We start from the raw sequence: 13,359 nt of genomic DNA on the forward strand, positions 1-13,359 counted from the left end.
TTGGAGCGGATAGAACCTGAAACTAAAAAAACTTGAAACTTGAAACAAAATTAAAGACATGGAATTAACGAGATTAATAGTAAAAGGGGGCGTTATTTCGCCGGGTGAACTTAGAGAAGTTGTTAATATGGCAATGGATCAGGGTTTAGATTCAATTTCATTTGGTTCAAGACAAGATATTATTTTTCCAAAAGGTTTTACAGCTTTGGATAAAGAAAAAATGGGTAAACATCATTTTGTTTTTCCCGATGAAAAAAGCGGTAATAATATCGTTTCCTCTTATGTTTCTACAGATATTTTTAGAAATACCAACTGGCTTACAGGAAATAAGTTTCTATATATTTTAGAGCTTTTCAAAGACCAGCCCAAACTTAAAGTAAATATCAATGACCCTAAACAGCAATTGGTTCCGTTGTTTACAGGGCATCTTAATTTTATTGCCTCTGAGCATGAAGATTATTGGTATCTGTACATTCGTTTGCCTAAATGGCAGCGTATGGAAGTATATCCTGTGTTGATTTACAGCTGGGATATTGCGCAATTTTATTATGAAATTGAACGTATTGTTACGACTGAGGAATCTTGCGGAATAGATATGATTTTTAGTCTGGCAAGTGAAGCTTTAGACACTAATAACAGGACTATTGATAAGCCTTTAAATGTTCCATTTTATCCTTTTCCATATTATGAAGGAATGAACAGAATGGGGATTGATCAGTATTGGCTTGGCTTATATTGGAGAAATAATCTTTATGATTTAGAGTTTCTGAAAGAAATGTGTGATTTATGTTTCGATTGTAAAATCGGAAAAATATGTATTACACCCTGGAAATCATTTATCGTAAAAGGAATTCCGAAAGATCGAAAACTGGAATGGGAGAAGTTTTTAGGTAAAAAAGGAATCAATGTCCGTCATTCACTTTTAGAACTTAACTGGCATTTGCCGGTAGCTATGGAATGGGCATTGAACCTTAAGACCTTTTTGGTCCGCACACTTGATCAATTTGATATCAGTACCTACGGATTAAATTTCGGTTTGTCGGAATACAATCGTGAAGGACATTATTTTACTTCGATTGTAATTGAAAAAAATGATCTGCCTAAAGATTTGGAATCTATTAAAATTCGTGACACTTATAATGTTTTATTTGCGAAAAATTTTGATCCAAATACGCGCGAATATATTGTGCATTCGCAGGATATCGATAAATTGGAGCTGCCTACAGTTCTAATTGAATTGAGCAGGAAATATTTTGAAGGATTAGGAAATTTAATTCCTGAAACTGTCGAAAATAATCAGAAAAAAGAAAAACCACAATTAGATATTTACCAATGCCAGGAATGTCTTTCTCTTTATAATCCGGAATACGGAGACCAAACCCAGAACATTCCAAAAGGTATTTTATTTACCGATTTATCCGAAACATATTGCTGTTCCTTATGTGAAGCCCCAAAAAGCAATTTTAAGATTTTAGAATCGGTTACTACGTAGTTTTTTAACGTTTTACAGCTTTTATCGGAACGAATTATTTTCAACCATATAAGAGGTGTAAGAGAATTTAAGTTTTATCTCTTTGTCCCGTTAAGTGAAGCCAAAATATTTTGCGTTCTTTTTTTGAATGAACAATTTAAATCATATAAGATTTCAAAGAAAAATTAAGTTTTAATACTTTGTCACATTGAGCGAAGTCGAAATGCTTTTTGATAACAGAATATAAGCCACAGTTTTAATAAACTTATAGGACTTATATGGTTTTAATTTTTACTTTTTTAGATCCCGAAATGCTGTCGGAGAAACTCCGGTTTGTTTTTTGAAAACTCTTGAAAAATAGGAATAATCGTCGTAGCCGACAGCAGACGCAACTTCATTTACAGCGAGTTGCTTATTAGTTAACATACGTTTGATTTCAAGAATTACCCGATCCATAATGACTTCGGTAGCTGTTTTTTGTAAAATTTCGTTACAAATCCGGTTCAGATGCTTTAGCGTGATATTTAATTTTTCAGCATAAAACGATGGTGATTTATTTTCTTTAAAATGCTGTTCCAAAAGCTTTTCAAAAGTGTTGATTTTGATATTATACGAATGTGTTTGATGCGAATAGGTTTCACTATATTTTTGGGCAATTTCGATATGAATACAATCCAGTAAATTCAGCATTTTATCCAATTGAAAATTATTATTTTGCTTGTTTTCTTCCGTTAATAATTTAAAATAAGGCAAAATCTTTGGAATTTCTTCCGCTTCAAAAAGCATTTCCGGCCGATTATGAATCGAATGATAAAAATTATAATCATTGATTTTTTTCTGTCCGAAATATAGATTGTAAAGTTCCTGCGAAAATATAACTACAAATCCTTCAATATCATCAGATAAACTCCAATGATGCATTTGTCCGGGCTGTAAAACAAATAAACTCCCTTTTTTAATTTCAAACCGGTCAAAATCGACTTCATGGACTCCGGAGCCATTCATAAAAAAGACCATCAGATACGAATCATGACGATGAGGTTCTTCGACAAAACTGTGGCTTTTTAAATGCTCCTTAAAAGTATTTACATAAAAATCACGATGAATATCGTTGCAGCTAAAATTCCGGACACTATAAATTGGATATTTCTTCATGGTAAATGTCTTTATTGTGCTATAAGTGGCGAAGATATAAAAAAGGTTGCAGTAGAATCTGATATATCTTTGTTTAAATAAAAGTAACAAAGTCATGTCAAATACACTAGTCCATATTTTGAAAAACGAATGTCCAAATTGTCATAAAGGAAAAGTTTTTAAAGACAAGAATATTTTCCTGAATTTTGGCTTTCCAAAAATGAACGAACACTGCATTCATTGTAATTATAAATTTCAAAAAGAGCCGGGTTATTTTTTCGGAGCAATGTACGTCAATTACGGGTTGACTGTTGCACAAGCCATTGCTACGTATTGTGTTGCGCAGTTTTTCTTCGAAAAAACGTTTGACTTACGAATTATTCCAATTATTGCTGCGGTTATTATTGCATTCTCCTTCTTTAATCTTCGATTTTCAAGATTATTATGGATTTATATGTTTAAGGATTATACGAGCTAAAAAAATGTTATTTTTGCCTTTCAATTGAAACTAATTTTTCAATTTAAAAATATCAATCTTAAATTAGACAAATGAAAGCATACGTATTTCCGGGTCAGGGCGCACAATTTACAGGAATGGGCAAAGACTTATATGAAACATCCCCATTGGCAAAAGAATTATTTGAAAAAGCCAATGAAATTTTAGGTTTCAGAATTACAGATATCATGTTTGAAGGCACTGCCGAAGAACTAAAGGAAACTAAAGTAACACAACCAGCGGTATTTTTACATTCGGTAATTTTAGCTAAAACATTGGGCGATGATTTTAAACCTGAAATGGTAGCAGGACATTCTTTAGGAGAATTTTCAGCTTTGGTTGCCAACGAAACTTTATCTTTTGAAGACGGCCTGAAATTAGTTTCACAACGTGCTTTGGCAATGCAAAAAGCCTGCGAAATAACACCTTCAACAATGGCTGCAGTTTTAGGATTGGCAGATAATGTGGTGGAAGAAGTTTGCGCTTCTATTGACGGAATTGTAGTAGCGGCAAATTATAACTGTCCGGGACAATTAGTAATTTCAGGAGAAACTTCAGCAGTTGAAAAAGCTTGTGAAGCTATGAAAGCTGCCGGAGCAAAAAGAGCATTGATTTTACCGGTTGGAGGAGCATTTCACTCCCCAATGATGGAACCTGCAAGAGAAGAACTGGCAGCAGCTATTGAAGCGACTACTTTTTCAACTCCAATTTGTCCGGTATATCAAAACGTAACGGCAAATGCAGTTTCTGATGCAAACGAAATCAAAAAGAACCTGATCATTCAATTAACAGCTCCTGTAAAATGGACACAATCAGTTCAGCAAATGATAGCTGACGGTGCTACTTTGTTTACAGAAGTTGGTCCAGGGAAAGTGTTAGCTGGTTTGATTGGCAAAATTGATAAAGAAGTCGCTACGGCAAATGCTTAATTTTTAGCATTTAATATATCTAAATAATGAAACCCTTCTTAGACATTATGTTTAAGAAGGGTTCTTTATATGTGAATATTCATTTGCAGACTGAAAGCATGCAAGGTTGCAGCACTTATTTATTAACCACAAATTACACAAATTAGCACTAATTAATTTGTGAAAATTTGTGTAATTTGTGGCTAAATATTTTTAGAAGCTAAAAACACAATGCGCTAATTACATAATAAAATAGATAATAATTACGCCTGTTTTGCAAACTGTAATTCAATGTTCAGTTTTACTTCTTCGCCAACCAATACACCACCTGTTTCTAAAGCTGAGTTCCAGTTTAAGCCCCAGTCTTTACGGTTTATTTTTCCTTCAATACTTAAACCTACTTTTGTATTTCCCCATGGATCAGTCAGGATTCCGCTAAATTCTACCGGAAAAGTTACTGTTTTAGCAATTCCTCTGATGTTTAAATCTCCGGTAATTTCATATTTTTCATCATTGATTTTTTTGAATGAAGTAGCTTTGAAAGTTAATTTTGGATGATTTTCAGCGTCAAAAAAATCCCCGCTTTTTAAGTGATTATCCCTGTCGGCATTTGCAGTATCAATAGAAGCAATATCAGCTGAAAATTCGATAGCTGCATTTTCAAAATTATCACCATCTGTAGTGATGGTCGCATCGTAAGTTCCAAATTTTCCTGAAACATTGGTAAACATCATATGTTTAACTTTAAAACCAATTTCTGAGTGAGTTGGGTCAATTGACCATTTTGTAGTTGCCATAATTTTATTTTTTAAATATTATAATTTCATTTTGATAAGACAAAGTTACGGTGACAGTATTCTAGTAGCACTTAACCTAGATTAAGAAATAATTAAAACGTAATTATCTGATTTTTAATTGTTTGTAAAATTTAAAAACCGACAAACAAAACCTTTCGGAATCTGTCTATCGGTTTTAAAAAAGAATATGTTGTGTTTTTATGAATTAATAGTTCATAGGAATATCCATCAATAAAAATTCTGCATCTGTATTGGCCTTAATTTCTAAAGTATCAGTTCCTGAAATTCCAACCGCATCACGGGTATTTAATTCCTGACCGTTGATAGTTACGTTTCCTTTTAAAACAAAAGCGTAAACTCCGTTTCCTTCTTTTTTAATTTTATATTCTGTTGCAGTTCCGGCATCAAAATTACCCATATTAAACCAGGCGTCCTGATGAATCCAAACTCCTTCATCGTCAGCATTTGGTGATAAAACCTGAGCTAATTTATTATGTCTGTCCGCAACATCCAAGGTTATTTGCTGGTAACGAGGTGTTACATTTCGTTGATTTGGAAACAGCCAGATTTGTAGTAATTTAGTCTGCTGGTCCGCATTCGGATTAAATTCGCTATGCTGAATTCCGGTTCCGGCACTCATTACCTGAATATCGCCATTTTTGATGATTTCTGTATTTCCCATGCTGTCTTTGTGGGCTAAATCACCTTCTAACGGAATGGTAATGATTTCCATATTATCGTGAGGATGTGTTCCAAAACCCATTCCGCCCGCAATTGTGTCATCATTCAAAACGCGAAGTGCCCCAAACTGAATTCTTTCCGGATTGTACCAGCTTGCAAAACTAAAACTGTGATAAGCGTTTAGCCATCCGTGATTTGCATTTCCTCTTGTTTCTGCTTTGTGCAATACTATATTTTCCATGATTTGTATGTTTTGTTATTTTTATAGTACAAATTTACAATCAACATCAACGAAATGCACTTAATGTAGATTAAGAAAGTTTTTTGGGAAGGTTTAAAGGTTCAAAGTTGCAGAGGTTCAAAGGTTGAAATTCTTTGTCTTAGTTTGTTAAAGACAATGTGGCCCTGCTGTTTATCATCGAAGAAATCTAAAATCAACAATCTAAAATTTCTTAACTATACTGCGAAATAAACTGCTGTACAACCACATCAGTATTCTCATGGCGTTTTCTCTTTTCCAGTGCAATGGGCGGCGCTGCTCTTTCCAGGCAATCTTTTACATCGCAGGTTTCGCAGGTAACGCCTACAATTCGTTTTAAAAGTGGTTTGCCTTCGATGAATTTGAATTTCTTTTTCATTGCCGGTGTGATCAGAATTCCAACAGAAATACTTCGAATGGTATTATGTAAAAAAGGATCTTTTGTTGCTGATGAAAAAACCAGGTACTCATTTCCGCTATGTGTATAACTCGAAATTTGGGCATCGAAAAAATGAGGCTTATTTTGCCTGATGGCTTCGTCTATAGTTTTTACCGAAACCCATCTTCTGCAATAATGCTCGTTAGCTTCGTTGGCATGAGGTTCCTGCTGATTGGTAATGTGTAATTCTTTTTTGATTAGATAGACATCAGAACCAATTTTATGAGACATTCTCAGAAAGAATAAATTTTTTAGCTGAAAATCTTTTGGCAGCAAATTGGTTAACCTCTGGTAAAAGGATTCAGGAGAGACTTCAAAACTTTCAATCAAAGCAATAAATTCTTCGGGATTTGGTTTTTCATTATTAAGGAAAGTATTTACTTTGCCAACAACCAATTGTCTGGGTAATAATAAAGCCCCCGCAAAATAAGAAGCATAAAAATTGTGTAAGACCTGATCGAAATTATCAAATTTAATCCAGCTGAAAGTCAGTAAACGATCAGAGATTTTCAGATAATTATAAGCAATTTCTTTGGCTAAAATAAAAGCCCTTTGAGGGTTGTCAATTTCGGTAGAAAGTAATAATGTTTTACTTTTCGGAACATAAATAGAACGTAAATCTTCCAAAGCTTCCTGATCGGTAAAAGAGATTTCTTTTATAGTGTATTCATATTCTTCTTTTAAAATTGCTTCTAATTCTTCAATACTAATTTTAGAATCTAAATTAATCTGAAAAGATTTAGAAAAAGCAATTACCTTATTTTCTAAATCTTCAAAGTAATTACTGTGTGCTTCCTGATAAGAACGCAATGCAGCCAAAAAGAAACTTTCCCGGCTTAAATTATAATGTTGTGCAATTTCAATAATAGTACTGATAAAAGCATTGACTTTTGCAGGAGCATTTGCAATAATGTCAATTAAATCGGCTTCCTGAATACCAAAAAGATCCAGCGGGATTTCTTTTAAAATGCCCGATTTTAAAATTTCGCCAATTGGAGCGAGGTTATTATCGAGTTTTAAAGACACCATCTGGTCGTAAGTAACCTCCAGAGTTTTGCATAAAAGCAGAATCTTATCTCCTTTTGGATATTTTTTTCCCTTTTCAATTTCGTTTAAATACGATTTTGAAAGATTCGTCAATTTGGCTAAGCCAAAAAGTGAAAGATTTTTTTGTGTTCTGACTTGTTTGAGTTTTAGTCCAAAGATCAGCTTTATATAGTCTTTTTCGATATCCATAAATCAAATATAGCTATTTATGAAATAAACGCCAAAAAATTATTTTTAATATTTAGCGAACGTTCGCTTGTTTTGTAAAAAACTTTTCCCTAACATTGTAGTGTAAAACTTATTAGCTATAAAAAATTCCTGTTGTAAAAATGTTTTTAAGATAGAAATACATTGTAGCAATAACACATGAACAATCAAAAATTAAAATTTACAGCTATGAAAAACCAATTAGAGATTACAGAAACGGCAATGGAATTTTTAGCCGGAAAGAACCTTTCTTATCCAAACATTTGGACAGATGAGGCAATTGCTTTTATAATTGATTTGCATCGAAAATTCGAATCTCAACGAAAATTATTATTGTTGCAGCGCGAACAAAAACAAACGGCTTTTGATCAGGGCGTCATGCCTGTTTTTCCTTTAGAAACCAAAAGTATCAGAGAAAGTAATTGGACAGCCGGAGAAATTCCGAAAGATTTACTGGATAGAAGAGTTGAGATTACCGGACCGGTTGATCGTAAAATGATTATCAATGCTTTGAATTCAGGAGCAAAAACATTTATGGCAGATTTTGAAGACAGTACGTCTCCAACCTGGAAAAATTTAATGGACGGTCAGGTTAATTTAATAGATGCAGTCAATAAAACAATTTCATATACCGATGCCTCAAAAAATAAAACATATCAATTAAATGAGAAGATTGCCACTTTAATTGTACGACCTCGGGGTTTACATTTACCGGAAAAATATCTTTTAATCGAAGGAAAAGAGGTTTCTGGTTCCTTAATAGATTTTGGTTTGTATGTTTTTCATAATCATAAAAAGCTTTTAGAAAACAATTCCGGTCCGTATTTCTATATTCCAAAATTGGAACATTATCTGGAAGCACGCTGGTGGAATAATGTAATTGATTTTACCGAAGATTATTTGAAATTATCGCGTGGTACAATCAAGGTTACCGTACTTATCGAAACTATAACAGCCAGTTTTCAGTTGGATGAAATTATCTACGAACTGAAAGAACATATTGTGGGATTGAATTGCGGGCGTTGGGATTATATTTTTTCCTATATCAAGAAATTCCGTAAGAATCCAAAGTTTATTGTTCCCGATCGGGATCAGGTAAATATGACTTCACCTTTTATGAATGCATATTCGAATCTGGTTATTCAGAGGTGCCATAAAAGAGGTATCCATGCTATTGGCGGAATGGCAGCACAAATTCCGATTAAAAATAATGAAGAGGCTAATGCCGTTGCTTTCGCAAAAGTAAAAACCGACAAAGAACGTGAAGTTCAAAACGGTCACGACGGAACCTGGGTAGCGCATCCGGATTTGGTTCCGTTAGCTAAGGCTGTCTTTGACACGGGAATGCCAACTCCAAATCAGATTCATATTAAAAGAGAACATCGCAAAATAACGGAAGCTGATTTGATTGAACCGCCAATTGGAATCATTACTGAAAATGGTGTTCGAAAAAATATCAATGTTGGTGTTTTGTATCTCGCTTCGTGGCTCAACGGTCAGGGTGCGGCTGCTTTACACAACTTGATGGAAGATGCGGCAACTGCCGAAATTTCGAGATCACAATTGTGGCAATGGCTTCAGAATAAAGTGGTTTTGGATAATGGCAGACAATTGGATTTAGCCTATTATCACGAATTGGCTTTAGATGAATACAATAAAATAAAAACGGAATTGGGTGAAGAAAATTACGAAAAACGTCAATTTCCTTTAGCAGAAAAAGTATTGGATAGATTGGTTGTGAATACTGATTTTGTTGACTTTTTGACCATTCCATGTTACAAATATTTATAAAAAAACATTGACTTAATTTAAACACATAGATTTTAATTAAAAATTAAAAATTATTTTTTTCACGCAGATTTAGCGGATACAGCAGCTTTTTAATTCTCAATTTTTAATTTATAATTCTTTTATAAAAATGCTTTACTAACCACTTATAACTATATTATTTATGAAAACAACAGAAGACAGAATTCAGGAATTGATTAACGATTGGATTACGAACCCGAGATGGAAAGGTGTTGAGCGCCCTTATACAGCTACAGAAGTGGTTACGTTGCAGGGTTCTTATCAAATTGAGCATTCTATTGCCAAAATGGGAGCGCAAAAATTATGGAGAAAGTTAAAAAGTCAGGATTATGTTGCCGGTTTGGGCGCTTTAACCGGAAATCAGGCGATTCAGGAAGTTGATGCAGGATTAGAAGCGATTTACTTAAGTGGCTGGCAAGTAGCTGCAGATGCGAATCTGGCTGGAGAAATGTATCCGGACCAATCGCTTTATCCGGTAAACAGCGTTCCGATGGTGGTAAAAAAAATTAATAATGCTTTACTGCGTGCTGATCAAATTCAAACCGTAAATGAAGTTGAAGATAAAAAAGATTATCTAGTACCAATTGTGGCTGATGCCGAAGCTGGTTTTGGAGGAAATTTAAATGCTTTCGAATTAATGAAATCTATGATTGAAGCGGGAGCATCCGGAGTTCATTTTGAAGATCAGTTAAGTTCTGCCAAAAAATGCGGGCATCTGGGAGGGAAGGTTTTGGTTCCGACACAGGAAGCTATTAATAAGTTAATTGCCGCACGCTTGGCTTCAGATGTTATGGGGGTTTCAACTTTGATAGTAGCAAGAACAGATGCCGATGCCGCTAATTTACTGACCAGTGATGCTGATCCAAGAGATGCTAAATTTATTACAGGTGAAAAAACAAACGAAGGCTTTTTTTATGTAAAAAGTGGTATTGAGCAGGGAATTGCCAGAGGTTTGAGTTATGCTCCTTATGCTGATTTGATTTGGATGGAAACCAGTAATCCTGATTTAGTGTATGCTAAAAAGTTTGCTGATGCCATAAAAAAACAATTCCCCGATAAAATGCTGGCCTACAATTGTTCGCCTTCTTTTAACTGGGCTGCAAAATTATCAGTAAAAGAAATGGAAACTTTTAGAGAAGATCTGGCTGCAATGGGGTACAAATTCCAGTTTATCACTTTAGCAGGGTTTCATGCTTTGAATACCAGTATGTTTGAATTGTCCAAGGCATACAAAGAACGCGGAATGGCAGGCTATTCTGAATTACAGGAAAGAGAATTTGCTTTGCAGAAAAACGGATTCAGAGCTGTAAAACATCAGGCTTTTGTTGGAACTTCTTATTTTGATGCGGTACAAAATACAGTAACGATAGGAAGGTCTTCAACAACAGCAATGAAACATTCTACGGAGGTTGAGCAATTTTAATTTTTAATTCAAACAAAAACACGATCCTGTTCGGGATCGTGTTTTCTATTTTTTACCGTTTTGGATAGCCCAAATTAAGAGAGCATTTTTTTCTTTTGGCAATCCTAATTTTTCTATTATTTTGCTTCGGTGTCCTTCAACAGTTTTTTCAGATAAAAATAATAGCTCTGCTATTTGTCTCGTAGTTTTTTGTTGCGTAATCAGCTCAATAATTTTTCTTTCTGATAAGGTCAGTTTTGATAATTCATTAGTGTCATTTGGTACATCTGTTATTAAATCATCTTCTAAAAAAAGGCTGACATAGCGATTTCCTTTTTTTACTTCCAGCAAGCATTTTTCTAATTCACTTTGAGCATGTTCTTTTAGTATATAGCCATAAATGCCAAATTCTTTAGCTTTTTTATATATGCTGCTTTCTTTGTGCATGGTTAACAAAATAATTTTTGTTTTTAATTTGTTTTCCTGGACAGCTTTGGCAACGTCCAGACCATCTAAACCAGGCATATTGATGTCTAAAACAGCGATATCAGGATAATGCAGTTTAATGGTGTTTAATGCCGAAATGCCATTAGAACAGGTATCGATTACTTTGTATCCATAAGATTCTACAAAACTTTTTGTGCCCTGAAGTGTAAACGGATGATCATCTGCAATTACTATTCTCATGCTGTTTTTTTTATTTCGATAGTAATGATGGTTCCTTTTTTATCTGAAACTATTTTTGCTTCGCCACCAATGGCCCGGCTGCGTTCAATGATATTGTGTAAGCCAAAAGACTTTTTATTATTGAGGGTTTCGTTCACATCAAATCCTTTTCCGTTGTCTTTTATTTCAATGATAATATTGTTTTTGGTTTCTGCAATAGTAATTTTAGCAGCAATGGCATCGGAATATTTAATAATGTTTGACAGGGCTTCTTGCGTAATACGGTATATCTGTAATTCATCCGAAGTAGATAAGACGGTATGGTAATCAATATCGGCTGTAACCATAAAATTATTTACGGCTTGTGCACGCTCCACCATTTGATTGATACTTTCTTTTAGTCCAATTTTATCAAACATAATTGGATGTAAATTCCGGCTAATACTACGAATATCGTTGATTATGGTGTCAATTTTACTATTCGCAGCGTCTGTTTTTTCTTCCAGCGAGTTTTTTAAACTTAACAGTTCGTGGCTTACGCTATCGTGCAAATCGCTGGCTATTCGTTTGCGCTCTTCTTCAGTTTTTTCTAATAATTGTTTGGTGTATAATTGCGCATTTTGTTTTTCAAGATGCAATTTTTTTTGTTTCTGTGTTAAATTGAATGCAAAACTTATAAGTAGAATTCCTATTAAACCTGATCCTAACAGCGCAATTGTTGTATTTTTATTTGTAATGGTTTGTTCTTTTATTTTTAACTGTTGGGCCTTCTTTTCAGTTTGATATTTTTTTTCAAGTTCAACTGTTTTTATTCGGGTAATTATGTTTCCTATACTGTCTGCAATAATTTTCTTTTCAGCTTCATAGGCCAGAGCACTTTTATAGTCTTTATTTTGAATGGCATTGTTTTGCAGTAAGCCATAAAACATATTCACTTTTTCGTATTGCTGGTTGCTGATTAAAGTTGGTAATGCTTTTTTTATGTCTGTAAAATTAGAATAGCCAGGGTTCTTTTTTATTTTATACAATGCAGACGTTACTTTATACTCCTGAGTTAAATCATCAGAATTTATTTCTTCGACAATTGGTTTTAAGTCATCAAGTATTTTTTTAGCTTCCAATAATTTGTTCTCATGAATTAAATTTTCTGCCTTGAAATCAAATATTTTTATTTTTAATATTTTACTCTCGTCTTTGCTACTAATAAAAGCCTGATAAACAGAATCGATTAATGGCCTTTCGCGTTTATCTTTTAAATATTCATAAATCGAAATTTTATTAATTAGGCCAATATAAACGTTATAGGTGTTGTCAATTTTTTTATATGCCTGAATAGCTTTATCAGCATTTTCAATGGCTCTTTTCTTGTCCCCGATTGCTGTATAGATATTAGCATAATTCGAATAAACAAAAGCCAAACCTTTTGGATTATCTATTTTGCTGAAATATTCGAAAGATTTTTGATTGGCAAGCAGACTTAAATTTTGTTTGCCCATTACATAATAAATATAAGACAAATCGTAGTAAGCTCTGGCTATGTTATAACAGCTATCGTAATTGTTGGGTTCTAGTGCTGTTATTTTTCTAAAATAATCGCATGCTTTTTTTAAATTGTATTTATCATAATAATAATTAGCCAGATAAGCATCTACAAAAGTAGTTTTTAGTGCAGGTAATTCTTCTCTGTATTTAGCATCAAATTGCTTGACGGTTGCCATAAACCGGTCGTTAAAATCATAAGAATCTGCAAGATATACACAGGCGAAGTCTAAAACTTCTGCTGCATTTAAATATTTTTTCTCCTTAATTTTTTGATTGTAATACTTATGAAAGACTACTAAATAGTTATCGCTTTTTTTATAGTTTTCTACTTTGTGCAGCCATGCTTTAACGGCATCTTCTTTAACAGGTTCTTCTTTTATAAAAACAACATCATTTTCTTTCTTATCACTACAGCCTAAAAAAAGTATAAATGCTGCAATTAATAAACTGCGTACATATGGATTACTCATTTAAAATATATTTTTAGCAAATGTATCTATT

11 protein-coding genes are annotated in these 13,359 nt (G+C 33.6%); 5 read left to right on the plus strand and 6 right to left on the minus strand.

Annotated features, from left to right (window positions below):
* Positions 1–58: 58 nt before the first annotated feature.
* On the plus strand, positions 59–1,492 hold the full coding sequence (locus ACEN92_RS18240) for a rubredoxin (protein ID WP_495639756.1): 1,434 nt from the start codon (positions 59–61) through the stop codon (positions 1,490–1,492).
* 270 nt (positions 1,493–1,762) lie between these two features.
* Here ACEN92_RS18240 and ACEN92_RS18245 read toward each other — a convergent pair whose 3' ends face one another.
* A complete protein-coding gene (locus ACEN92_RS18245; protein ID WP_495639757.1) occupies positions 1,763–2,626 on the minus strand; it encodes an AraC family transcriptional regulator in 864 nt (287 codons plus the stop codon).
* Between the two features lie 94 nt (positions 2,627–2,720).
* On the opposite strand from ACEN92_RS18245, the gene ACEN92_RS18250 reads away from it, so the two are divergent.
* On the plus strand, positions 2,721–3,083 hold the full coding sequence (locus ACEN92_RS18250; protein WP_495639758.1) for a DUF983 domain-containing protein: 363 nt from the start codon (positions 2,721–2,723) through the stop codon (positions 3,081–3,083).
* A gap of 71 nt (positions 3,084–3,154) precedes the next feature.
* Positions 3,155–4,030, plus strand: a complete 876-nt coding sequence (fabD, locus tag ACEN92_RS18255) for an ACP S-malonyltransferase (RefSeq protein ID WP_495639759.1) — start codon at positions 3,155–3,157, stop codon at positions 4,028–4,030.
* Positions 4,031–4,272: 242 nt separating this feature from the next.
* Here fabD and ACEN92_RS18260 read toward each other — a convergent pair whose 3' ends face one another.
* The 3 genes from ACEN92_RS18260 to ACEN92_RS18270 form a co-directional block, all read right to left on the minus strand.
* Positions 4,273–4,806 carry a YceI family protein gene (locus tag ACEN92_RS18260; RefSeq protein WP_495639760.1) on the minus strand — a complete coding sequence of 178 codons (534 nt, stop codon included), beginning with the start codon at positions 4,804–4,806 and terminating at the stop codon, positions 4,273–4,275.
* Between the two features lie 205 nt (positions 4,807–5,011).
* Positions 5,012–5,728 carry a pirin family protein gene (locus ACEN92_RS18265; RefSeq protein ID WP_495639761.1) on the minus strand — a complete coding sequence of 239 codons (717 nt, stop codon included), beginning with the start codon at positions 5,726–5,728 and terminating at the stop codon, positions 5,012–5,014.
* 211 nt (positions 5,729–5,939) lie between these two features.
* Complete coding sequence (locus tag ACEN92_RS18270; RefSeq protein WP_495639762.1) at positions 5,940–7,421, minus strand: helix-turn-helix domain-containing protein; 1,482 nt, start codon at positions 7,419–7,421, stop codon at positions 5,940–5,942.
* A gap of 207 nt (positions 7,422–7,628) precedes the next feature.
* On the opposite strand from ACEN92_RS18270, the gene aceB reads away from it, so the two are divergent.
* Together aceB and aceA are read left to right on the plus strand one after the other, a co-directional pair.
* Positions 7,629–9,230, plus strand: coding sequence for a malate synthase A (aceB, locus tag ACEN92_RS18275; RefSeq protein ID WP_495639763.1), 1,602 nt, complete (start codon positions 7,629–7,631; stop codon positions 9,228–9,230).
* A gap of 160 nt (positions 9,231–9,390) precedes the next feature.
* On the plus strand, positions 9,391–10,671 hold the full coding sequence (aceA, locus tag ACEN92_RS18280; RefSeq protein ID WP_495639764.1) for an isocitrate lyase: 1,281 nt from the start codon (positions 9,391–9,393) through the stop codon (positions 10,669–10,671).
* 45 nt (positions 10,672–10,716) lie between these two features.
* On the opposite strand, the gene ACEN92_RS18285 is transcribed toward aceA, so the two are convergent.
* Both ACEN92_RS18285 and ACEN92_RS18290 read right to left on the minus strand, forming a co-directional pair.
* Positions 10,717–11,337: a response regulator gene (locus ACEN92_RS18285; protein WP_495639765.1), complete on the minus strand. Its 621-nt coding sequence runs from the start codon at positions 11,335–11,337 to the stop codon at positions 10,717–10,719.
* Positions 11,334–13,328 carry a tetratricopeptide repeat-containing sensor histidine kinase gene (locus ACEN92_RS18290; protein ID WP_495639766.1) on the minus strand — a complete coding sequence of 665 codons (1,995 nt, stop codon included), beginning with the start codon at positions 13,326–13,328 and terminating at the stop codon, positions 11,334–11,336. Before ACEN92_RS18290 ends, ACEN92_RS18285 begins: the two co-directional genes overlap by 4 nt.
* Between the last annotated feature and the right edge of the window lie 31 nt (positions 13,329–13,359).

It is taken from the genome of Flavobacterium sp. Flavsp81, assembly GCF_059491325.1.